We start from the raw sequence: 25,821 nt of genomic DNA, 5'->3' as shown, positions 1-25,821 counted from the left end.
GCTACCCCACAAACACCCGCGCGTTGCGGAACAAACGCAACCAGGCACCATCATCTTTCCAATCGTCCGGCTTCCATGAATTGCTTACTGCGCGGAACACACGCTCAGGGTGCGGCATCATGATAGTGGTGCGACCATCTTTACTGCTCACGCTGGTAATCCCCAAGGGAGAACCGTTCGGGTTGGCAGGATAGGTTTCAGTAGCATTGAGATTGTTATCGATAAAACGCATCGCCACAGTGCCACTCTCATTACATACTTTCAGTGCATCAGCATTGGCAAATTCGGCATAACCTTCACCGTGCGCAACCGCCACAGGCATATGCGAACCGGCCATACCTTTGAACAATACTGACGACGATTCCTGTACCTGTACCAAGCTGAAACGCGCTTCAAATTGCTCAGACAGGTTGCGCACAAAACGCGGCCAGTGATCAGCGCCGGGAATGATATTTTTCAAATTTGCCATCATCTGGCAACCGTTACACACACCCAGGCTGAAGGTATCGTTGCGGTGGAAGAAACGCTCGAATTCATCGCGTACTTTGTTGTTAAACAAAATGGTTTTTGACCAACCCTCACCTGCGCCAAGCACGTCACCGTAGGAGAAACCACCGCAAGCCACCAAGCCTTTGAAGGTTTCCAACGATACACGGCCAGAGAGTAAATCACTCATGTGCACATCAACGGCATTGAAGCCTGCGCGATCAAACGCCGCAGCCATTTCAACATGGCCATTTACGCCTTGCTCACGCAACACTGCGATGGATGGGCGCACGCCAGTGTTAATAAACGATGCTGCAACGTTTTCATTGATGTCGTAGCTTAGTTTTACGCTCAAGCCCGGATCTGCTTTCAAGATGCCGTCGAATTCTGATTTGGCGCAGGCCGGATTATCGCGCAAGGCTTGCAGGCGATAGCTGGTTTCTGCCCAAAGCGATTGCAGTTGCGCACGCGGTTGATTGAACAAGACATTCGCACCTTGGTTGATAACCAAAGTATCGTCTGTATTCAAGCCACCGATTGCTTTCACACTTACACCTGCAGCAACAAAACGCGCTTGCACTGCAGCAGAATTTGCGCGTGTTACTTGTACAACGGCACCGGCTTCTTCGTTAAACAGAACAGCCAAGGCATCAGCACCCAAACCATCCAGGTTGACACTAACACCTGTATGTCCGGCAAACGCCATTTCAGCAAGCGTGGTAAATAAACCACCGTCGCTGCGGTCGTGATAAGCGAGCAATTCATTTGCGGCAAGGCTCGCTTGCATCGCATTAAAGAAGCCTTTGAGTTGCGCACCCGAATCCAGATCGGCAGGAACATCACCCAGTTGGTTATAAACCTGTGCCAGAATTGATCCGCCCAAACGATTTTTACCATTACCCAAATCGAGCAGCAGCAATTCAGTATCGCCTTTGTCGGTTCTGAGTTGCGGCGTCAGAGTTTGGCGAACATCCACTACCGGTGCGAACGCAGAAATTACCAGCGACAAAGGCGCGGTTACGGCTTTGTCTTCGCCACCGTCTTTCCAGGCCGTGCGCATGGACATGGAATCTTTACCCACCGGGATGGTGATGCCGAGTTCAGGGCAGAGTTCCATACCCACAGCTTGCACTGTGCGGTAAAGTTTTTCGTCTTCGCCTTTGTGGCCAGCAGCGCACATCCAGTTGGCGGAGAGTTTTACATCGGACAATTTTTCAATGCGGGTCGCAGCGATATTGGTAATGGCTTCAGCAATCGCCATGCGGCCAGATGCGGGGGCATCGAGCAGTGCCAGCGGCGTGCGCTCGCCCATACTCATAGCCTCGCCTTTGATACTGTCATAACTCACCGTGGTCACCGCAACGTCAGCAACCGGTACCTGCCATGGGCCAACCATTTGATCGCGCGCCACCATGCCGGTAACCGAGCGGTCACCGATGGTGATGAGGAAGTTTTTGCTTGCTACGGCCGGGTGTTTGAGCACACGCTCAACCGCATCATTTAACGCGATACCATCGGTCGTAAACGCATGAGTAGCTGCTTGGTGTTTATCGGCACTGCGGTGCATTTTGGGCGGTTTGCCAAACAGTACAGACATAGGCAGATCGACCGGTTTTGCATCGAAATGTTTGTCGTTAACCAATAAATGTTTCTCGTCGGTCGCCTCACCCACTACCGCATAGGCTGCGCGTTCGCGTTGGCAGATGGCTTCAAAACGCGGCAGATCCGCAGGCTTAATCGCCAATACGTAGCGCTCTTGCGATTCATTACACCAGATCGCCAGTGGGCTCATGCTCGGCTCATCGTTGGGCACATTGCGCAGCTCGAACTTGCCGCCGGTACCGCCATCTTTCACCAATTCAGGGAAGGCGTTGGATAAACCACCTGCGCCCACATCGTGGATAAAGGCGATCGGGTTTTTGTCACCCAATTGCCAGCAGGCGTCGATCACTTCCTGGCAACGGCGCTCCATTTCCGGGTTTTGACGCTGTACCGAGGCGAAATCCAGATCTTCTGAAGACGAGCCGGAAGCCATAGACGATGCAGCACCACCACCCAAACCGATCAACATGGCTGGGCCGCCGAGCACGACTAATTTGGAACCCGCTGCAAAAGGCGGTTTTTCGATGTGTTCGGCTTTGATATTGCCGTAGCCACCGGCCAGCATAATTGGCTTGTGATAACCGCGACGTTCGCCGTCAAAGTTCTCTTCAAAGGTACGGAAGTAGCCGCAGATATTGGGGCGACCGAATTCGTTATTGAACGCCGCACCGCCGATAGGGCCGTCGAGCATGATATCGAGCGCGGTCACAATGCGGCCCGGCTTGCCATAGTTCTGTTCCCAAGGCTGGACGAAATCAGGGATTTGCAGGTTGGAAACGGTAAACCCGTTCAAGCCCACTTTGGGTTTGGAACCGCGCCCTACTGCACCTTCATCGCGAATCTCACCGCCAGCGCCAGTACCGGCACCCGAGAAAGGGGAAATCGCCGTTGGGTGGTTATGGGTCTCAACCTTCATTAATAGATGAATCGGTTGCTGGGTGTATTCGTAGGCCTTGGTATCCGGGTTGGGATAAAAGCGCCCTGCTTCGTGACCAACAACAACCGCAGCGTTATCGGCATAGGCCGAGAGCACGTCTTCGCCGCCCACTTCGTTGGTGTTTTTGATCATCTTGAACAGGCTGCGCTCTTGTTCTACGCCGTCGATAGTCCAGGACGCATTGAAAATTTTGTGGCGGCAGTGTTCGGAGTTGGCCTGGGCAAACATCATCAATTCAACATCGATGGGATTGCGACCGAGGGTTTTAAAGGCGTCAACCAGATAGTCGATTTCGTCGTCGGCCAAGGCCAGACCGAGGGATTTGTTGGCGGCGACCAACGCATCACGACCGCCGCCGAGGATGTCTACCGAAGTTTGCGGAGCCGGAGCTTGGGATACAAATAATTGCTCTGCGGCTTCAAGGCGATCAAATACGGTTTCGACCATACGGTCATGTAATAGCGCGGTAATTGCAGCGCGATCGGCAGCTGAAATCGCTCCCGTTACATAATAAGCAACGCCGCGCTCAATGCGGCGCACAGGCTCAAGGCCAGTATTTTTGGCGATGTCAGTCGCTTTGGATGCCCAGGGAGAAATAGTCCCAAGGCGCGGCACTACCAAAAAGAGTTCACCTTCATGGCTCACTTCGCCCTCGACTTTGGGGCCATAGGTAAGCAGTTGCTGCAATACTTGCTGCTGCTCAGCACTTAAAGGGGCGGCAACATTAGCGAAATGTACAAACTCGGAACTAACACCGGTCACAGTAGGAACGCGCAGTTGCAGGTTGGCCAGAAGTTTTTGGGTACGAAAACTGGAAAGAGCGGGAGCGCCACGCAGGATTAACATAGTGGGAAGAGCCTCGGCATGGGGTAATGACAAAAAGAAAGGCGCGCATTGTACTGGATTTACGCCCTCCCCGAGAGGTTTTTTGCGCCTTCGACAGTAAATAGCTTCTCGCTATTTCCCTGACCGCCTACTCAGGTGGACGATCCATCAAAAAACCCACACGCCTGCGAATCCTGCTTAGTGCCACAGGGGTAATACCAAGATACCGCGCTATATCATTTTGCGATAAACGCCCGAGCAACCCGGCCTCGCGCTCACAAAATAACAAGTAGCGCTCTTCTGGCGACATGCACAAGAGCTCGTACTCACGCCGTTCTTTTTTCATTGCCAACTTGAGCAGCATGGAATTTAAAACATCAGTTAAGCCTGGATTATCAGTAACCAAATTCAATACTGCTTGTTTAGGTATATCAATTACCACCGAATCTTCGAGACTCAACACAGTAAATGAATTCGGATTCCCCGCAACTGTGGCTTGCATACTGGCAATAAACTCACCGCCTGTAACGAATGACTTTATAAATTCCTTTCCATCGAGCGTTTCATAATAGGCTTTCACCAATCCACTCTGAATAAAAAATAAATTGCCACCACTATCGCCCTGCCTGAACAAAAATGCTCCTTTAGGGAAATGGCGAACATTACCTAATTTTTTCAATTGCTCGTTCAAAAATAACTCCCACCAAAAATACGGACTTTACATCAAGTCTCTTTTATTAAAGAACCACACCTTAATTGGCATTTTAATTATTGTCAAAATTTGAGACGACAATTTCAAATTGGAACATTGGCGTCATTTCTAACAATTAAGTTAACCGGAGTTAATGATTAATAATTTTTTGCAACCATACAATTCGCCACCCTTAAGTCTTTATACAGGATTGCATGGAAATATGAATTTACAGGACAAAACATTACTCATAACGGGTGGCACCTCAGGCATCGGATACGCACTGGTAAAACAGTTATCGTCTACCAGTAAAAGCATTGTTGTTATTGCCCGCAACCCCGTGCATCTTGAAAAACTAAAGAACGAATTCCCCAATGTGCACATTTACAAATGTGCCCTTGCAAACAAAATAGATCTGGAAAAAACATTCAGTGAAATCATTAACAACCACCCTGATATTTCTGTGGTCATTAATAATGCTGGAATTCAAGCAACGCCAACATTCTTGGATAAAGATTTTAATTTTGACAGCATCGAGAATGAAATCAGTGTAAACCTTATGGCACCCATCAGGATCTGTGCACTCATGCTGGGCCCTTTACTTAACTTGAAAGCACCAGCCGCCATAGTCAACATCACATCAGGCTTGGGGCTTTACCCCAAAAAAAATTCCGCTGTGTACTGCGCCACTAAAGCGGGCCTGCGCAATTTCACCCAAAGCTTTCGCTACCAACTGGAAGAAACTCCCATAAAAGTCTTTGAGGCGATAATGCCATTAGTTGATACACCTATGACTCATGGAAGAGGTAAGGGAAAAATATCACCCGACAGCGCAGCCGAAGCCATTATCAAAGGCATTGAAAATGACGATGAAGAAATTTTTGTAGGGAAAGCAAAACTAATTCCATTGGTGGCGCGAATTAGCCCCACCCTAATGGCAGCCATTATGAAAGCCGGATAACGGAGCCAACTATGAAACAACTGATAACAATCGCGCTTATATTAGCAGCCATATTTGCGTCCACATTTATTGTGATAAAAGCCACTGGCATCTTAACCATCGAGGACGTTAGAACATGGCTGACGATGGCTTCAGAAATAAATCCCGTATATGTGGCAATAGCCGTAATTATTTTATTGTTCTCCGATCTTTTTATTGCAGTCCCCAACTTAACAATTTGTATCTTGTCAGGATATTTTCTGGGATGGTTAGGGGGTGGTCTTGCATCAATGACCGGAATGATGCTGGCAGGTATAGTCGGGTATTGGATTTGCTGGGCGATCGGCCCGAAAATCCTCATAAAAATTTACAAAGACGAAAATAAACTTGCGGAAATGCAACATATTTTTTCCGAGCACAGTGCCAGCATAATATTAATGTGTCGCGCGCTGCCAATTTTACCGGAAGTTGTCGCTTGCTTAGCAGGTGCAAACAAAATGTCATTTTTCCGCTTTATGGTGTACTACAGCATATCAACCGTCCCTTATTCGTTTATCGCCGCCTATGCCGGCTCGAAAAGTTCGCTAGCCAACCCGACACCGGCCATTCTCGCAGCGATAGGCATTTCTTTAACCTTATGGTTTTCATGGTTTATATTTTTGCGCCGAAATTATCCTAAATCAGATCAAAAACCAATTTGAAAAAAATCAATTTTTACAAAAAAGGAAGTTAATTAACGCCAACTGCTCTTGAATAAAATTTTTGACCATATGAGGTATACATAATGGACGTTATTGATTCGGTTACCACCAAAACCAGTTGCACCCGCTTCGACACCATTCTTGATATCCCCGAACACCAATGGGATGCAGTAGTACCGCGAGCCACAGGCCTAAAGCACAACGTACTGCAAACGTTTGAGTTGTCGGGCGTGAATAACTTAAATTGTCACTACCTGACATTTGAGCAAGGCAACCACTACATCGGCAAAGCTAATCTTTACGAAGTATCAATGGATTTTGCATCCCTCGATAAAAACCTCTCCCCCCACGCACGCCGCCTGATAAAAAGTTGGATACCGGATTATCTGTATTTATCCATGGCGGAGTGCGGTTTATTTGCCATGAATGGCGATGGAATAGCGGTAAAAGATGTACATCATCTAGCGCAAGTAATTCCATTGATTCACAACGAATTACAAACTATTGCCACCGAGAAAAATTTGGACTTGCTGGTATTTCGCGATGTACCGCTGGAACAGTACAGCATTTACGAAAAAATCCTGGTGCCCCTGGGGTATGCCCCCTCTGCTGGATTCACCAATGCCGTTATCGACATTCGCTGGGATTCAATAGAAAGCTATTTGGAAAGTTTAAACAGTAAAGACAGATACAAACTCAAAACCGCATTAAAGATAGAAGAAGATTTTGGTATACGCGTTGAAATAACGTCTGACTACAAACATCTGGCCAAGCAAATGGCAGACCTATGGCGCAATGTGAATGCATCTTCAGACGATTACAACCGTGAGCAGCTGGATGAAGAATTTTTTTACGAAGCGGGCTTGCGCCTGGAAAATAACAGTGAAGTTATTTTATTTTATGCAGGAGAAAAACTCGTGGCTTTTATGTGGAGCCTGATTGGGACTGAAGACTACCACATGGCAGATTGGGGGGTGGATTACGATTATCCACAATACCGTGAGGCCAATTTTTATCGCGCTGCATCGATGATTTCATTAAAGCGTGCAATTGCGCTTGGTAAGCAACGCATGCAATTAGGAATGACCAATTATACGCCTAAAAAATTATTAGGCGCACAAATGCAACCATTGGTGTACTTCATCAAACATCAAAAAAATTCGCACTTCACCACTGTTGTAAATCGCATGATTACCGATGCTATTGAGCAGCCGCCTGAACTAAATTATTACGCTGCTGGTAGCTGGCCGTTGGACACTATGACCGCCGATGAATACAAATCGATATTCACACAAAAACTGGTTGACTACACCACCAATGATGCCTTTGCCAAAGTAGAAGTTAATTACGATATAGATATTCTTAAGTTGGGAGGACTATATGGATTTTATCCTGATACGGAAACCGTAAACTTCCCGCTGAGCAGTGGCATTTTTGTTAACTACAGTCAGCACCCCGACGTTATCAACGCAGCGAATAACGCTTGGCTACGCACCAAAGCAACCTATAACGGAGCACCTTTTTTTAGTGGTGAATCTGATGTTACACGCGCATTGCAATTTAAAATTTCCCAAGCGGTGCAACAACAAGCAGTACAACTACTACCAAATGGAAATTTAATTCACCAGACAGCACTCGCGCCACTGCTCGATTCATCTTGCCTGGTATTGCTGGATGAACAAACCAGTCCCGGCATATGGGAAGCGGTTGGTCCTGCCGGCTGTGAAATAAAAACCTTCGCGCATCAAGACCTTTCAAATCTGGAAGCAATCCTTACCGAAAATACAGGCCGGAAAATCCTGATCATTGCTGAAACTGCATTTCCATTGTTCGGTGACCAAACTGATATAGCAGCTCTGGTGCAACTAAAACAGCAATACGGTGCGCGGCTTTATGTCGATGAATCACTCACCCTTGGTTTATGCGGAAAACATTCACCTAACGCGCACTATCGTTTAGGCCTAAGCGCCCAACAGGGTGTTAGCGACCAGATTGATGTGATTGTTGCTTCTACGTTATCCGGTGTTGGTATCGATGCAGGGTTTGTTGCTGCATCAACCAAAGTGATCGAACACATCCGCCATCAGGCGACCAGCTTATTATTTGCGGGCAGTTTATCGGCGGCGCAACTTGCAGCCTTATCCACCGCACTGGATCTGACCGCAAACCGCCTGTCGGCTGGTTCCGAACTATTTGCCAAAGCTGAATTTTTTACTGGAAAGTTAATTGAGCAAGGATTTAATGCTGCGCTTTATCAGAGTCCGGTCATCAATCTTATTTTCACAGATTTTATGATCAGTCTGGCCGTTCAGAAAAAATTGCTGCAACTCGGTGTTGCTGTGGCGGCAATTGGCCAACCACTGTTGCCACCAGAAATGTCGGTAATTCATCTGAATTTATATGAAGACATCACCTGGGAAGACCTCGAAAAGTTAGTAGATATTTTTGCCAGCATTGCAATCAGTATTCAAATCACTGCTTAAACATCGCATCGGGAAATGACTGCGCCTTAATAGGAGAAGTAATAATGACGCACAAAAATAGTCCATCACTCGCCATTGTCGGAATTGGTTGTCGCTATCCAGGCGGCATTAGTTCAGCCGATACATTCTGGGACGTCATCAGCAAGGGGACAGATGCAATCGTTGACGTCCCATCTAACCGCTGGGATTACCGCAAATTTTTTGATGCCAATGATAAACGCCCGGGTAAATCGCGCGTTAAACAAGGCGGATACTTACACCAATCACTGGATCAATTTGATCCGTTATTTTTTGGCATTTCCCCACGCGAAGCCGCTTATACAGATCCACAGCAGCGCCTGCTGCTGGAAGTGACCTGGGAAGCATTCGAAGATGCCGGTATCACCGAAGAGCGTTTACGCGGCTCTGATACCGGTGTGTTTATCGGCGCATTTAACCTGGATAACTTATTGCTCCAATTGGGTCGCGATAATGTGGAAACCATCAGCGCTTCCACCGCGGCCAGCGTAACCATGACCATGCTGTCCAATCGTTTGTCTTATACATTCGATTTAACAGGCCCGAGCGTCACTATGGATACCGCCTGTTCTTCATCCATGGTGGCAATGCATTACGCGTGTCAAAGCATTATCAATGGTGATTGCTCCATCGCTATCGCGGGGGGAGTCAACGTTATCTCGCGCCCTGAATATATGGTTTCAATGAGCAAGGGCGGCTTCCTTTCTGCCCATGGCCGCTGTAAATCCTTTGATAAAGACGCGGCCGGTTATGTGCGCGGTGAGGGAGCGGGCATCATCATTATCAAAACATTGGAGCAGGCCATTGCCGACAAGGATGAAATTTATGCAGTGATTCGCAACACCGGCGTGAACCAGGATGGCCATACCCAGAACGGTATTTCCTTCCCGAGCGCAGAAGCACAGCAGCGTCTGATCGAAAAACTGTACCGTGAAGCGGCGATTAATCCGCTGGATGTTGGGTATATCGAGGCACATGGCACAGGCACCCAGGCGGGAGACCCCATCGAAATTTCATCACTCTCCGCTGTGTTTACTCCGGGTCGCCCGGTGGAAACCCCCTGCTTCGTCGGCTCGGTAAAATCCAATTTCGGCCACACTGAATCGGCCGCAGGTGTGGCCGGGATCATCAAGGCATCACTCTCCATTAAAAACGGGGCAATCCTGCCCAACCTGCATTTCAATAATCCCAATCCCAATATTGATTTCGCCGGTGGACGCATTGCGGTCCCCACCAGCCAACGTATCTGGAATGAGGGCGAACGCACCCGCCTGGCTTCGGTTAACTCCTTCGGTTATGGCGGAACTAATGGCCACGTTATCCTGGAGGAATTTAAATCACCCATTTCTGCTCAGCCGACGCTCGATCAGGCAGGACATTATTTGCTGCCATTGAGTGCAAAAAACCGCAAAGCATTGAACGCACGCTGCAGCAAGTTACTCGACTATTTGCAAAGCCCTCAAGGGCAAAACGTTTCGTTGAACGATTTGAATTACAGCTTGGCCTATCGCCAATCTGGCCTTGAAGAGCGCTTGAGTCTGGTCGTTAAAAACAAAACGGATCTTGAGGAAAAACTGCGCAGCCTCGTACAGGGCGATCACCCTGAAGGTAGCGTACAAGCCGCCGTTGATGTATCGGGCAATCGCCGCCTCGCCTTTGTATTTACCGGCATGGGTCCGCAATGGTGGGCGATGGGCCGCGAACTTTATGCGCGCGAACCCGTCTTCCAGCAAGTCATTGACCAATGCGATGAGCTGTTCAGCAAAGTAGCAGGCTGGTCAATCAAAGCAGAACTGCTTGCACCGGAAGCGGATTCCAAAATGGCTAAAACAGCCATTGCCCAACCCGCGAATTTCTTGATACAGGCGGGTTTACTCGCACTTTATCGCTCTTGGGGAGTTACCCCGGCAGCGGTAGTTGGCCATAGTGTGGGTGAAGTAGCCTCCGTCTATGCATGCGGTGCATTAACTCTGGAAGATGCAATCACCGTCAGTTATCAACGCAGCCGTTTACAACAAACCCTGGCTGGCGGTGGCGGCATGCTCGCCATTGGCATGGGCGGCGATGCTGCATTTGAATTGACCAGCTTATATGACCAGGTGTCTGTTGCTGCCGTTAACAGTGCTACCAGCGTAACCCTTGCAGGTAATCAGGAGCAGTTGGAAGAGATATCCCAATTGCTGGAAGCGCAAGGCATTTTCAACCGCATGCTGCAAGTGGAAGTGGCTTATCACAGCTACCAAATGGATCCGATCAAAGACGAGATCCACCGTGTGCTGGCGGACATCCACCCCCATCCGGAAAGTATTCCGGTGTATTCGACAGCCTTGGGAAGTCGAAGTAGTGGCAGCGCGTTCACTGCCGATTACTGGTGGCAAAACGTCCGCCAACCAGTGAGCTTTGAGCGCGCTATTACCCAAATGATTGAAGATGGCTACACCCATTTTATTGAAGTGGGCCCGCATCCGGTAACCCGCAACTTCCTCAATGAATGCCTTGCCGACAAACAGATCCAGGGGCGTGTTATCGCCAGCCTGGTACGTAAAAAAGATGAATCTGTCGCCTTTCTCGAATCCCTTGGCCAATTGTTCAACGCCGGATACCACTTGCGCTGGCCTGAGGCCATCCAGCAAGCCAACTTCATCCGCCTGCCGACTTATCCCTGGCAGCGCGAACGCTACTGGAACGAGTCCAACCTATCGCGCAACTACTTGTTAGGTAGCGGTGAAGAACATCCCTTTTTCTTTGAAAAGCTGATGACCCCAGAACCCACATGGCAGGTGGAGCTAAACGAAAACTATTTCCCCTTCCTGCCAGATCATCGCATTTCCGGGCGCGTAGTCTTTCCTGGAGCGGGTTATGTAGAAGCGGGATTGGCGCTGCAGCATTACCAAAAAGAACGCCGCGGTGCGGTTAGCCTGGAACAACTCAAGTTCCACCGCATGCTGATGGTAGATGCAGATAAAACCCAGCAGTTGCGCATTGTTGAAGATAAAAGCCAAAACAGGTTTGCGGTCTACTCCAGCGAGGTCAACAACAATAACTGGACATTACACGCGACTGGCAAGTTGGTAGGAGCCGTTTTGCGCCGCACACCAGCCAAAATCGACCTCGATCAACTGAAGAAAAAATGCGCGACCGCCCTGAATATACCAACGCTCTATCGCAGTTTTGATGAGCGCGGCCTTGGCTACGGCGCGCAATTCCAGACGATTGAGCAGCTCTTTACCGGTAAGCGCGCCTTGCTAGCGAGAATTTCTGCCCCGTTAATGGCCGAAGATGCTCATTCAAAGAGTTATTTAAGCTACCCCAGCTTATTGGATGGCGCCTTCCAAAGCCTGATTGCCCTCAGTGACAGCCAGCAGACAGCCCCCATGGTTCCAGTCGAAGTAGGCGAAGTTACCGTCTATCAAAACATCCCGAGCCATTTTTGGTGCTATGGCGAAATACTGGAGCAAACCGCAACAGGCATTCTGTGCGATTTGAAATTGCTTGATGACCAAGGCAATACCTTGGCGGAGTTACGCTCACTGGAATGCACACTGCTAGCGGGTGAAACCGATGAGGCCGCAGTCAATACACTGGATGGCGCGTTTTATCATTACCAATGGACTCCAAGACAACTGGCCCTTTCAGATAGAGAAGTCACTGGATCTGATGCCTGGTTAATTCTTGCCTCCGAACAGACCCTGCCATCAATCAAGCCTTTTGTTGCCCACCTCGAAGGTCGCGGGATCAGCCCGAAATTGCTGACAACTAGCAATGTGCCCGACGACGAAAAAGCAATAACGGCATTTAAACAGGCGCTGGAAGAAAATCTGGCTGCCGGGGCTAATCACTTGATCTACTTTGCCGGAGATCTGGAAGGTGAACAGCAGCTGCCTGAATTCACCGATGTCATTAACCCTTGCTTACCCTTGATTGCGTTGGCACAAAGCCTGAATAACCCAGCCCTTGCAACCCTCAAGGCATGGATAAAGGAACCGGAGTTCCAGCTCAACCTGAACATAGTCACTCGCGGCGCCCATACTATTGGCGGCAAACCGACCAATCCGGCATTACAACCTGCCGCATCACTGGCACATTTGTTGGCCAACGAGCTTAGCGCTATCACACCGCGCCATATAGATCTCGCGCTGGGCTCGGCGGCTGTCACTGATGCTGAGTTGCAAATGCTGGTCAATGAGCTGTTGGATGGTCAGGAAGAGGATATCGCCCTCCAGGGTGAAATGCGTTTTATTCGGGAATTGACCACCACCAATATTGATGCCGGCGAACAGCGTGTTGTGCATCAGATACCAGCCAATGATCCGCTCAATCCGGTGCAATTGCGCAAGTCTGCCGAGGGTAGCCTCGAGTTCCAACGTATCGCACCTGCGACCTTGCGCCCCGATGACGTGCAAGTGCAGATAGAGCGCTTACTGATCGACAAACCGGATATTGATGCCCTGTTACAGGGCCGTCGTAAAACCCATCAACCCCCTCGCTTGGCGTTGGGTTGGATTGTGGCAACCGGTGCGGATTGCGACGAGTTTGCACTGGGAGATGAAGTGCTGGTGCTGGTGAATGAGTCGGCGATCACCAACCAGTACACCCTGAACCATCGCCTCTGCCTCAAACGCCCTGCCGGCTTGCCGGAAAATCTTTATCCAGACCTCGCGTTTTACGCGGCAGCACTTTATATGCTGGATGATGTTGCCGGTGGTACCAGCGGTAAAGTCTTTATCCAAAACGCCGCATCTCCGCTGGGTCTTGCCCTGGGTCAGTTAGCGCTGGCCCGCAAACTCACGGTCTTTGCCACCATCAGCCAGGAGGCGCAACGCCAACCACTGCAAGCAATGGGTGTTCACAGGATCCTGAACAATAAGGATCTTACCTACACCACTGACCTGGTAGACCTGCTGGGGGAAAGCCGCCTGGATTTGGTCGTAAATGATTTGGGTAATGAGCACGCCACGCAGCTGTTCAAACTACTCGCTCCTGGCAAACACTTTATCCAACTCCCCGCAGTGGATGGGCAGGAACTGGCAGCAACGCCCGCCCTGACAAATTACCGCTATGCCTACCTCGATATCTTCCAGAGCTTTACCAGTCAACCAGGGCTGTTCGCCCAGTGGATCGAGCGAGCAAAAGAGACAGCGATTAGCGATAGTTTACCGCCATTGCCGAAAGGAGTAGCTAACGCTTGCAACACCACAGAGCTGTTGAATTATTTTGTGCTCAGCGATGAAACAGGCCAGGCGGTCATCGAGTTTACCGATGCCAGCGTTACAGTAAGCGAGACCCTTGCAGTGCCGTCAATTGATCGCAGTGGAAGCTATCTGATCACCGGCGGAACCAGCGGCCTTGGATTGCAAATCGCCAAGTGGCTGTTAGCGCAGGGAGTTGACTCTATTGCATTGGTTAGCCGAAATGGCAGCAACCGCCCGGAGGCGCGCGAATTTGTTCAATCGGCTCAGGGTAAACAAGTGCGCTTGTTTGACGTAGATATCACCGATCTGAAACCCACCCAAAGCCTGGTCCAGAACATTAATAAGGAAATGCGCCCACTTGCCGGGATCATCCATTGCGCAATGGTGCTGGACGATGATCTCGCCGTTCGCATGACGCCGGAGCGGATGAAGAGGGTAATGCAACCCAAAGTACAGGGCACTATTAACCTGCATAAAGCGACACTCGATTTATCTCTGCGCCAATTTATCTGCATTTCCTCGATTTCCTCCCTGATTGGCAACGTCGGCCAAGCCAACTACGTGGCTGCCAATGCCTTCCTCGACGGGTTTGCCCATTACCGCCAGGCTGCGGGTTTACCTGCCACCACGATTAACCTGGGCGTACTGCAGGAGATAGGTGTGGTTGCACGGGATGAAAACCTTGCCATGGTACTGGATGCAAAAGGCATTCAAGGCCTGCTCACAGCCGATGTGCTCCGGGCGCTGGGTTACATCATGAACAACGAACCAGCCCAGATAGGTTTATTCAATGTGGATTGGGCGGTGTGGGCGCAGCAATCACCCAAAAGTGCAGCATCCAGTCGCTTTAGCAGCCTGGTGCAAAAAGCCCGCGCACGGCAAGACATACCGCCGGCACTGGCTGCGTTGCTCAGTGAGCTGGAGCATCAGGAACAATATTTTGCGCGCTTACTGGAAATCCTGTCGGGCGAATTGGCGCAGATCGTCAAAGTCCCGCTTAGTGAAATCAAACAGGATCGAAGCATCAGTGATTTGGGCATCGATTCGATTATGAGCGTCGAACTCTCACGCGGCCTTCGCAGCAAATATGGGCTTGAAGTGACTTCCATGGAGCTACTCAGTGGACCGTCGTTGGATCAGTTGACCGAGCAATTGGTCAATCAGCTCACTGAAAAAACCTGCTAGGCCTTATCCATCAACAAGGACATTTGAAGAGAATTGACTATGCAAAGCACCAACATTAAAACCAGCGAACAGCGTCGCCACGACGCTATGGCACTGTTAGCCCGGCAGTCGGGCGCTGCCAAACCTGCGGGCAGCAAAGCCATCCAACGCCCGCCCTTTAAACTGGAGTTCGATATACGCGATTTCTCCACTTATCCGGAGATTCGCGCTTTTGACCAGCACAAGTCCATCATTGAGCGCGCCGGTGTGGAAAACCCTTACTTTCGCAGCAATGAAGGTACTACCGGCCGCCATACCCGTATTAATGGGAAGGAGCTGATCAGTTTCTCCGGTTACAACTACCTGGGGTTTTCTGGTCATCCCCATGTCAATGAACAGGCCAAAACCGCCATCGACCAATACGGCACCTCACCATCGGCGAGCCGTTTGGTCACTGGCGAAAAACCTGTCCATCGCGAACTGGAAGCAGCCTTGGCGGGATTTCTGGGGACTGAATCGGCGCTGGTATTTCCCAGCGGCCACGCCACCAACGTGACTGTCATCGGACATTTCTTTAACAGCGAAGACCTGATTCTCTATGACGAGCTGAGCCACAACAGCCTCGTGGAAGGGTGCCTCTTGTCTGGTGCCCGACGCATCGCGTTCAAGCACAACAATGTCGAACACTGCGAGCGATTAATCGCCGAAAACCTGCACAAGTATCAGAAAATTCTGGTGGCAGTAGAGGGGGCCTACAGCATGGATGGCGATTTGGCGCCCTTGCGGGACTTTGTCCGTTTGCGCCAGCAGTATCCGGTGCTCCTGTTTGTCGATGAGGCTCATTCCCTGGGTACCGTAGGCTCAACCGGCCGCGGTATCAGCGAATATGCTGGCGTATCCCCCAACGATGTGGATTTTTGGATGGGAACACTGAGCAAAGCACTTGCGAGCAATGGTGGTTACATTGCCGGAAAGAAAGCCCTGATTGACTACCTTAAATACACCACACCCGGTTTTGTCTATTCCGCAGGCATCACTCCGGCCAATGCTGCAGCAGCACTGGCCAGTCTGGAATTACTCGTTCAAAGCAACCAACCGGTATTACGTCTGCAAAACAATGCCGATTACTTCCGCCAACTGGCATTGGATCGCAAGCTCAACATCGGCCCCAGCCTTGATACACCCATAGTGCCCATCATCCTAGGCGACAGCGAGAAAACCATCCGGGTTGCCGATCAGCTATTCCGGGCGGGAATCAACGTACACCCCATGTTTTACCCTTCGGTCCCACAAGGAGAGGCGCGGCTGCGCTTTTTTATTAGCAGCGAACACCGGAAGGAAGACATGGTTTACACCCTGGATACCTTGGCATCTGCTCTCTGATTCCAGTTACCACAACACTATTAGCGCCACCGGCCCACAACGCTGGTAAGGCGCGGCATACCGTGAACAGCCATAAGGAATAATCATGAGTTTCACTGAACAACAATACCTTGTTATCAAAACGCTGGCCGATGGGGTATGCCCCGGACTCGGCCCTATTCCACCTTCATCAACCCTGCCGGTTGCAGACATGTTTGTCGGTATTGCGGAAACTTGGGCTCCAGCGGTGCTTCAGGCTACCGCCAACGCCTTGGATATTATCAACAGCATCGCACTTTCTATTTTTGGTCAGCCGATCCAAACCCTTGACCAGTCAGGTATCGCTACCGTTACCGAAATAGTGGCTAGCAACACTGACCTCAAACCTTTTTGGGAGCCATTCCGCATTTTAATCGCACTCAATTATTACGCATTGCCGCCGGTATACAGCGCTATAGGCCTGCCCGGCCCAACCATTGATGCTGGTGGATTAACTGCTGAAGGCTATCCGGTCTAGGAGAACAGGAAATGACTGCTATGGAAAATTTCGACGCTATTGTTGTAGGCGCTGGTGCAACCGGAGCCGTTTATGCCCATGAACTTACCAGGGCCGGACTGAATGTACTCTGCATTGAAAAGGGTAGATTCTTTCAAAACCACCGCACCGATTTTGTAGAAAACGAATTGGAAACTTTCCGCCTGGTGTGGGATTACAGTGACTATGAAATCACCGGCAACGCTTTTGATGGCGGCCCCAACTTGGGTGCCAACGTCGGCGGAGGAACACTCGCCTGGACTGCAACTGCATTGCGAATGTTTGAACACGATTTCCGTTTCCGCTCAACGTTCGGCGCTGTGCAGGGTGCCAACCTTGCCGATTGGCCTATCAGCAAAAAAATGCTCCAGCCCTACTACACCCTGGCCGAACAACAAATGGGCGTTTCAGGTAGCGCAACCTGGTGGGATGAATTAGCCACACCGCTTCCGCCAAATCCCCCTATTCCGCTCTATCCTGCATCGCGCGCCATACAACGTGGGTTTGATCAACTAGGGTTGCGTTCCAGCCCCGGTCGGTTGGCGACTAATTCTCAAACCTATCAGGGACGTTCGGCGTGCCTTAACTGTGGGTATTGCCGCTCCGGTTGTAGAGTCGATGCCAAATATCAAGCCGATGAAGTGTTGATCAAACCTGCCCTGGCTACTGGTCGCCTGGAGCTGGCCACCCGCTCCGTGGTGACCCGCATCGATACCGACAGAAGCGGAACCGAAGCCCGCTCGGTTAGCTACACCAACCTGGATACCGGTAGAGAAAGCTCTGCGCGGGCTCGTTTTATCATCCTGTGCAATAACCCCTTTGAAATTCCGCGTTTACTGCTGGCCTCAACCAGCCGTCGTCACCCCAATGGTATCGGCAATCACTACGACCAAATCGGACGCAACTTCTATTCACATGCGACCTGTTTGGGTATGGGCATATCCAACGACGACCATCGCACTTACGTTGGTCATAACATGTGTAACGTCATGTCACTGGACACTTGCGTGAACCGCGAGCGCGATGACTACGTGGGAGGTTTTTCCATGCTCTCGCTGAACGGCGCTGGTGCGGGTTCACTCGCGGCATTTCCATTGCACAAATTGCACGGCATCGATCTGCAACAACGCATGACGCAATACAACAACAGCATGGTGTTAATTACCTTTATCGATGGCATGCCGGTTTACGATAATCGCGTTGGTATTAATCGTAAAAAGACCGATGCATTGGGTATGCCGGTACCTACGATTCATTACAACTGGCACGAGAATGACCGCCGTGCATTTGCTCACGCACGCGAAAAAATTGCGCAGGTATTTGAAGCTGCTGGTGCTTACGAAAGTTTTACCTCCGACATTTTCGAAAGCCATCCAATGGGTACCATGCGCATGGGCAATAACCCTAAAACCTCGGCAACAGATCGCTTCTGCCGCGTGCACGGCGTTCATAACTTGTTTGTCGCAGGCGGCTGCCTATATCCCACTGGCAGTTCCGTCAATCCAACTTTAACGATGCATGCGCTGGCATTGAGATCGGCACGTAAAATTATTAAACAATGTCGCAATCCTCTCTTGAGTTCACTGGCGGAGGTTGAATAATGGAGGAACTTCCATCAAAAAAAGCCATTGTGATCGGAGCCGGCCTCGCCGGCCTGGTGAGCGCACTAAGCCTGCAAAAAGCAGGAATAACGGTCACCTTAATCGATCAGCGCAAACAGGTAGGCGGACTGTGCGGCACGTTCAGACTGGACAACCGTGAGTTTGTTATCGCGTGCAATGATTTCGGCAAAGGGCTGGTGAAATTGTTGCGCGAGCTTGGCGTAAATTTTCCATTTAATAACAAAAAATCGTCAGTGTTTTATCGCGGCCAATGGTTCAACGCTGCACCAGATTTAAAAATGTTGTGGCAATTACGCAGTGAGTGGCGCAATGTTTTTTCGTTGCTGGGGGGAATTATTGCCCAACAATTCCCTCACCGCACACCTCAATCTATTGAAAAGTTTGCCAATCGCCTAACCAGTGCTGGCGCGGTTAATGATCTCAGCAAATTAATCTCCTATTTTATGGGTGTGCACCCAAGCGATATCCAAACCTCTTTCTTTGGACTGGATGGAAAGTACAATTATGGTTACACGACTATGGCTTGCCCAATAGGTGGACCACAAGCTATGGCCGATGCTATTGCCGATGTGTTCTTACAACAGGGTGGCAAGCTATTGCTCAATACTCGCTACACGAAACACAACAAACAAGGGAATCATTTTTACGCAGAAATCAACGATGGTGAATCGCGCATTGTGGAAGCCGATTATATTGTTGACACGCGTGAACAACGCTCGCTATATCCCGCTGACAGCAAACGTGGGTTACCGCTTTCCATGTTATGTTTGGCGGTAAAAAATGAGTTTCCTTATCCGGAAAACACCCATACGCTCACCTACTTTGAGCCCGATGTTTCACACTGGTTTGGGAAATTAGACCAAGGGATTCAACCTGAACATTTTGGTTTTCATGTATTCAAGAGCGATCTGGTTCCAAATACGGATAACACTTACACGCTTAACCTCTATTTCTATCTACCACGCGGTGTTAACCAACTCGAAGACGGTAAACGCACTATCTACAGCGAATACTTACTTAATCGTCTGGAAAAACTGTTGCCCGGCATCAATAACCATTTGGCATACAGACGCCTGCTCACACCAGATGATTTTGTTGCGTTGCATGGTTTATCCAGCCGGGTAATGCCATTTATTGTATCCCGCGAAAAACCGCACAACTCAAGCAGTGAAGCAGGCTACTTTTATGCAGGCCACAGTGTATATCCGCCTGGAGAGCATGCGGGGGCAGCAGCATTGTCCGGTGCGCTGGTAGCACAAAAAATCATTTCCGAAAAAACTTTATTCAATACTGAAACTTCAGTTGGAGGTCATCATGAAAATGCACATCAACAGGCGTAATTTTTTACTTGGTACATTAAGCACTACGGCGCTCACTGTAGCTCCATTCAAAGTGACAGCGAATACAGACATCAATCAACAACTCAAAAAAAACTACATCCAGTGTGGAAAAATAAATTCAACTGATTTGCGTCATTTTTATTACGCAGGAACAAATACTAGGGATAACTAAGGCGTTATTCCTATCATCATTCGCATTGAGGAAATCAATCAAATTTAAAATACAAATGGAAAGAGCGATGAAATATTGTTTATACGCGTTGTTACTTATTCAATCTATGGCCGCAGCGATGGAAGAACCCAGCACTATGAATTGGAAAACATTAACACTTCATATTACCGATATTGACCTTAAACGCCCCGGTGAAATTGTAGTTATGGTATTTCAAGAAGATGGTTTTCCCAAAGATCATCAGAAGGCCATAAAAAAATACTCGATTGACCCGTTAGAATCCCATCACCAACTCAGCATTCAAGTTCCGGATGGAAAATTTGCATTAAAAATTCACCATGATGAAGATAAAAGTGGAACCATGACAAAAAACTGGACAGGTATTATTCCTGCTGAAGGAGTTGGATTTTCTTCAGGTGCAAAAGTGAAATTTGGTCCCCCATCTTTCAAAGCTGCACAAATGGAATTACCAGAATCAGGTGAAACAAATATTTCCATTATTTATCCCTGATCCAGTAATTAATTTATTCCCAATGCAAAGCTCCCTACTGAGTTTTCAGTGTGTGGAGCTTTTTTTAAATATTCGAAACCCCGAATAGCTCCACTCCCAATTTGCTGCTTATAACTAAAAAGTCTCAATTTTGGCGTATTTTTGTGCAGAGTTTTAACAAAAACTTACGTTTTCCCACGCATTTGCGCCCTGATTTGGGACGCCCAAGGCGTCAAATGTCACATTTTTCAGCATTTTTTTGACCGTTTGTCGGCTTTTTTTGAGCGCCTGAAAATCGCCGTATCCCTTGTGGCTCGGGGGATACAAGCAAAAATGGTCAAATAATCACCAAATGGCTAGCCCATGTGTGCTCAAAAAACAAGCTAGGCACACAAAAAAAGTGCCTATACCATGGCGATGTATTTGCACGGGTCATTAATGGATTTGGATTCGGCATGAATGCGCACACACGAAGAGAACAGCCTTTCGGGCGTTGCAGTTCAGCAACCGGAGTAACCCCTTATGGAAATTCGCAAACCATCAGTGTTAGTGATTAAGTCCATCCTGACGAGCCTCATTATCAGTTCGTTACTTGTTGCCAGCAGCGTGCTGCTGGTCCGTAGCACTCCTCCGACTCAGTTGGAACAGGTGCTTGAAGCAGGCGAATTGCGGGTTCTATCCAGCAATGGCCCTACTACCTACTACGAAGGCTCCAATGGCCTGACGGGTTTTGAATATAGCTTGGTGAAAGGCTTTGCGGATTCGCTTGGCCTGAAATTGGTCATTGAAGATGAGTCTGACCTCGACAAAATGCTTAACAGCGTTGCCGGGCGGCAAGTCCATTTTGCCGCCGCAGGCTTAACAGCGCTGGAAAGCCGCGCGAACAAAGTCACCTTTGCCGCACCATTTATGCAAGTTACGCAGCAGTTGGTTTACAACAGCCGCCTGCCCCAACCTGCCAGCGTTGCGGACTTGAACGGCAAAGAAGTGCTGGTGGTTGCCAACTCTTCCCATGCGGAGCGATTCAAAGCGCTGCAAGCCGAATTCCCGGAACTGCAGTGGCGTGCCGTAATCAACGCCGAAATGATCGACCTGCTTGAAATGATCAACAAAGGCGAAGCAGATTACGCCGTTATCGACTCCAGCGCCTACGATCTGAACCGCTATTCCTATCCCAAAGCCCAGTTAGCATTTGATGTCAGTGATCCACAACCCTTGGCATGGGCATTCCCTACCCAACGCGATACCAGCCTGTTTGATGCCGCACAACAATATCTGAACAGCATTAAAGCAGATGGCACACTTGCGAAAGTGACTGAAGAATTTTTTGACCGCCATATAGAAGAAGTAACTACTGGCGAAGCTATGGCGTTTACCTATCGCCTCGAGCAGCGTTTGCCACAATGGATTGATGATATGAAAGCGGCAGCAGCAGAGTTTGGCCTGGATTGGCAAATGCTGGCGGCGATTAGTTATCAGGAATCCCACTGGAAAGCCGATGCGCGGTCCCACACCGGCGTACGCGGTTTGATGATGCTGACCAAAAATACCGCCAAGGCGATGGGCATTCAGGATCGTGAAGATCCAAAACAAAGCATTCGCGGCGGCGCCAAGTACCTGAGCATAGTATTGGAGCGGTTACCCAAACGCATTCAGGGTGAAGACAGGCTAAATATGGCACTGGCCGCATACAACCAGGGACTTGGCCATGTAGAAGATGCGCGAGTACTGACCGAGCGCATGGGCGGTGACCCAACCAAGTGGGAAGATGTGCGCAAGTACATGCCGCTGCTAGCCAAGCAGCAATATTACAGCCGCGCCAAGCACGGTTATATGCGCGGTTGGGAGCCAGTAGGGTTTGTTGATAACGTGCGCAACTATCACAAGATTATTGCCTGGCATCAACAGCAAGAAGAATTTCGGATCGCCACTACCAATACCGGCAATCGTTTGTCAGCCAATACCCGTCAGGTTGATAGTGAGCAAGCCAACACCGACAGCGAAAAGCTTGAACACGCGTCAGGTGCAGTATCGGTACTTTGAATCAACGTTGTGTTTATAAGCGAATTATCGCCCCCCCAAACTGCCGCTTTTGCGGCAGTTTTTGTTTGTAGGCATAAAAATAGCGCGCATAAAAAACCCCCGATTTTGCAATCAGGGGTGAACACAAGATCCAATGAGGAGATAAGCCTAACTACTTAAAAGCTGCCGCGAATACCCAAGGTCGCGGTGTAACCGGGATCGTAGAAAGTAAATGTTGCATTGTCGTACTGATAGGTTGTACGTAGTGGTTCACCGGTCAGGTTGCTGATATTCAAGGTCAGCATTGGTTCGGTGACAACACCCTCAAATTGGTAACTGGCCGACAAATCCCACTGACCGCGCTCATCTGCTTTTAACTGCGCAAACGAGATGCCGTTCTGGTTCGGGCCAGAAATAACTTGTGCGTCATACCAGGTGTAAGACAAACGTAACGATGCGCCGTAGTTTTCCCAATAACCGGTGAAATTATACGTCTGTGGTGATACACCAATCGCCTGCGCAGGAGCACCTTGGCCCTCGCCTTTCTGGTCGATCTTGGTGAAGTTGGCGTTAAAGCCCAGGCCTTCGACGATCATATCCAACGGTTGTACCCAGGTAATTTCCTGACCGCGCAATTCAAGATTGCCCGGCGCGTTGACTTGCTGTTGCACCGTCACAGTTGCCACATTTGGGCCACCACGGCTGTCGATTGCACCGCGCTGCAAATCCGTCAGCGTATCGTAGGGGACGCCCAACTGCAGGAAAGGAATCGTGTTAGTACCCAACACGGTAAAGCCTGTGACTTGCTTATTAAAGAAGGTCACACCCACATAACCTTCATCACCGGTATACCACTCGCCACCGATATCAAAGTTGGTGGACAAATACGGGCTCAGATTCGGATTGCCCTGAGTCGCTTGCTGGGCCGATGGATCGCTGAACTGAGTCGCTGGCAACATTGCACTGGGATTGGCACGGGTGAGCGTACGCGATGCCGACAGGCGCAGCTTCACATCATCCATCACATCCAGAGTGGAGTTAAATGATGGCAGGAAGGCGTCATAGCTTGTATCCAGATTTTGATACTCGCGCACGCCACCGATAGTAACCGGACCAGAAATTAACTGGTCAGTGGTGATATAGCGTGTGCCCATGTTGAACGTAAGGGGGCGGGCTGCAACCTCGGTTGCACCATTAATTTCAAGGTAAGCACCGAGGGTTTCTTCATCCACGCCACCCGTGCTTGCGCCCGTGGGTGAGCTGTTGTTTTCCGGCGCATTCTTGCTCAGCTCGTGATAGTTGGTGTCCGCCATAAAGCGATCAAAATCAACGGTGATAAATCCGTAGGGGCCGGGCTTGAGATAAGACGCCAACTCTGATTGCGGAATCCCGGAATTGGGGTTCAACCCATTACAAGGCAAACGCCCCGTTGCCGGGCTATTGCCATCGGCATCCAAACCATTGCGACACACCACATCCTCCCATCGCGCGCTGTTATCGCGGGCGGAAATACTGCGTGAAATTTCATCGTATGCCAGACCAAAACGGATATTTTGCACGTCGTCGCCGAAGCGATAATCCACATGTGCGCCGTCTGTTTCCGTGATACGTTTTTCGTTGGCAATATTCAAACGGCCGCCGGCAAACACCCAACCGGCATTAGGGTCATTGAGATCGACATTGGTCGTCACTTGCGGATAATCACCGCCCGTATTCTCATAATTTACTACTGTGCCTTGCCCCATCGGCGTATTGATCAATACGGTAGGCGACTCGCGGAAAAACTCGCTGCGACTGGAATTGATTTGCACATCCAGCTGATGCTCACTACCAAACTCAAAATGGGCGCCCGGATTGACGTTATAAAAATCCACATCCTCCGAATAGGGGCGAGCTTCCAGGAAGAACTGGGCGTTAGCAAACGTCCCCTTGGTGACGACATTGTTTTCATCCACTTCCATATTCAGCGGAATCAACGAACCAAAACGACCAATCCAGTTCACATCCAAACGATCAAACTCGCGTGATGCATCTGCCCACATCGCATCGAAATAGAATTGGGTTTCATCGGACGGGCGATATTCGAGTGATAGCAAACCGGATACCCGGTCACGGGTGCCATCAATATAGGAAGGACGACTCAGGCGCGGCAGCAAACCATCACCGATTTGTTGCAAAGTCACATTTGGGTTATTTGCCTGCAGAAAAGCGGCATCCACCACCGTACCGGCAACTAAACCCGCACCAGCACCAGCAGGAACCGTTGCTGGTACGTTGATGTTGTTGCCGCCAATCGTATCGCAGGGCGCCGCCGTCGCTGTACCACATTGGGCGGCCGACAAATTCATATTGGACCAACCAATAGTTTCATAACCTTCAGTAGTCGATTTGCTATTCACTCCAGCAAGACCAAACAACACACCGAAATTCTCATTGCGCCAACTGGTAGTGAACGCCGCACGCGGGCTGGTTTCTTCATTGATCTCGGTGTAAGCCAATTGCCCTTGATAGGTGCTGTGAAAACCTTCATCTTTGCTATCGAACGGTCGCGCGCTGCGCATATTCACCACACCCGCGAGACCACCTTCCAGTGTACTGGCCACTGGTGTTTTGGACACATCGATGCGAGTAAACAACTCGGTGGGAAACAGGTTGAGGTCAACTTCGCGGTTTTGGTTTTGCGAATCAACACTGCCACCCGATGCCACCGCAATCTGCGAACCATTGAGCAGCACCTTGGTAAAATTGGTACCCAGGCCGCGGATGGCGATTTGCAAACCATCGCCATTGATATCGCGGGTCAGTTGAATACCAGGAATACGGCCAATCGATTCAGCGACGTTCAAATCGGGGAATTTACCGATATCTTCCGCAAAAACGGATTCAACCAAACTGGTAGAGGCGCGTTTGGCATTGGTTGCGCTTTGCAAACTCGCCTTATAACCCGTGACAACTATCTCTTCGACTTCTTCTTTCTGAGCGGGTTGTTGCGCATGGGCAACACTGGATGCAATCGCCAAACTGAGCAGGCTTAGGGCAAATAATGGACGTGTGTGTGTCGTTCTCATAATCGATTCCCATAGGTTTATTGTTAGATGTCTACTTGTATACATGTGCACAAACGGAGCGATGCTAGTACTTGTACACTAGTGTGTCAATATTCACAAAAAACTGGACTAGCGACGGGATCAACGGCGGGTAATGCGGTAACGAAAAAGATCACTAATGGATCTCAGCGC

At 49.6% G+C, this 25,821-nt stretch carries 13 protein-coding genes; 10 read left to right on the top strand and 3 right to left on the bottom strand.

The window, feature by feature from the left end; genetic code table 11:
* Position 1 precedes the first annotated feature (1 nt).
* Both purL and J2X05_RS14580 read right to left on the bottom strand, forming a co-directional pair.
* Complete coding sequence (purL, locus tag J2X05_RS14585) at positions 2–3,871, bottom strand: phosphoribosylformylglycinamidine synthase (RefSeq protein ID WP_310073673.1); 3,870 nt, start codon at positions 3,869–3,871, stop codon at positions 2–4.
* A 127-nt stretch (positions 3,872–3,998) separates the two neighbouring features.
* Positions 3,999–4,541, bottom strand: coding sequence for a Crp/Fnr family transcriptional regulator (locus J2X05_RS14580; RefSeq protein ID WP_310073671.1), 543 nt, complete (start codon positions 4,539–4,541; stop codon positions 3,999–4,001).
* Between the two features lie 154 nt (positions 4,542–4,695).
* Between J2X05_RS14580 and J2X05_RS14575 the strand changes: the two genes are divergently transcribed.
* The 10 genes from J2X05_RS14575 (at position 4,696) to mltF (ending at position 22,603) form a co-directional block, all read left to right on the top strand.
* Positions 4,696–5,502 (top strand): SDR family oxidoreductase, encoded by an 807-nt coding sequence (locus J2X05_RS14575; RefSeq protein ID WP_310073669.1) that lies wholly within the window; start codon positions 4,696–4,698, stop codon positions 5,500–5,502.
* A gap of 11 nt (positions 5,503–5,513) precedes the next feature.
* Positions 5,514–6,182 (top strand): TVP38/TMEM64 family protein, encoded by a 669-nt coding sequence (locus J2X05_RS14570; protein ID WP_310073667.1) that lies wholly within the window; start codon positions 5,514–5,516, stop codon positions 6,180–6,182.
* An 83-nt stretch (positions 6,183–6,265) separates the two neighbouring features.
* Complete coding sequence (locus J2X05_RS14565) at positions 6,266–8,665, top strand: aminotransferase class I/II-fold pyridoxal phosphate-dependent enzyme (RefSeq protein ID WP_310073666.1); 2,400 nt, start codon at positions 6,266–6,268, stop codon at positions 8,663–8,665.
* 44 nt (positions 8,666–8,709) lie between these two features.
* Complete coding sequence (locus J2X05_RS14560) at positions 8,710–15,060, top strand: type I polyketide synthase (protein ID WP_310073665.1); 6,351 nt, start codon at positions 8,710–8,712, stop codon at positions 15,058–15,060.
* Between the two features lie 39 nt (positions 15,061–15,099).
* Positions 15,100–16,422: an aminotransferase class I/II-fold pyridoxal phosphate-dependent enzyme gene (locus tag J2X05_RS14555; RefSeq protein WP_310073664.1), complete on the top strand. Its 1,323-nt coding sequence runs from the start codon at positions 15,100–15,102 to the stop codon at positions 16,420–16,422.
* Positions 16,423–16,507: 85 nt separating this feature from the next.
* Positions 16,508–16,918 (top strand): hypothetical protein, encoded by a 411-nt coding sequence (locus J2X05_RS14550; protein WP_310073661.1) that lies wholly within the window; start codon positions 16,508–16,510, stop codon positions 16,916–16,918.
* An 11-nt stretch (positions 16,919–16,929) separates the two neighbouring features.
* On the top strand, positions 16,930–18,537 hold the full coding sequence (locus J2X05_RS14545) for a GMC family oxidoreductase (RefSeq protein WP_310073659.1): 1,608 nt from the start codon (positions 16,930–16,932) through the stop codon (positions 18,535–18,537).
* Positions 18,537–19,898 carry a phytoene desaturase family protein gene (locus J2X05_RS14540; RefSeq protein ID WP_310073657.1) on the top strand — a complete coding sequence of 454 codons (1,362 nt, stop codon included), beginning with the start codon at positions 18,537–18,539 and terminating at the stop codon, positions 19,896–19,898. Before J2X05_RS14545 ends, J2X05_RS14540 begins: the two co-directional genes overlap by 1 nt.
* Positions 19,899–20,137: 239 nt before the next feature.
* Positions 20,138–20,581, top strand: a complete 444-nt coding sequence (locus J2X05_RS14535; RefSeq protein ID WP_310073656.1) for a DUF2141 domain-containing protein — start codon at positions 20,138–20,140, stop codon at positions 20,579–20,581.
* A 501-nt stretch (positions 20,582–21,082) separates the two neighbouring features.
* A complete protein-coding gene (gene mltF, locus J2X05_RS14530) occupies positions 21,083–22,603 on the top strand; it encodes a membrane-bound lytic murein transglycosylase MltF (protein WP_310073654.1) in 1,521 nt (506 codons plus the stop codon).
* 155 nt (positions 22,604–22,758) lie between these two features.
* On the opposite strand, the gene J2X05_RS14525 is transcribed toward mltF, so the two are convergent.
* Complete coding sequence (locus J2X05_RS14525; RefSeq protein WP_310073652.1) at positions 22,759–25,650, bottom strand: TonB-dependent receptor; 2,892 nt, start codon at positions 25,648–25,650, stop codon at positions 22,759–22,761.
* Positions 25,651–25,821 lie beyond the last annotated feature (171 nt).

The organism is Cellvibrio fibrivorans (assembly GCF_031457055.1).
In the GTDB taxonomy this organism is placed as follows: Bacteria; Pseudomonadota; Gammaproteobacteria; order Pseudomonadales; family Cellvibrionaceae; genus Cellvibrio; species Cellvibrio fibrivorans.
The sequence above is the reverse complement of the archived record's forward strand: the minus strand, read 5'-3'. Positions and strand labels throughout refer to the sequence as shown.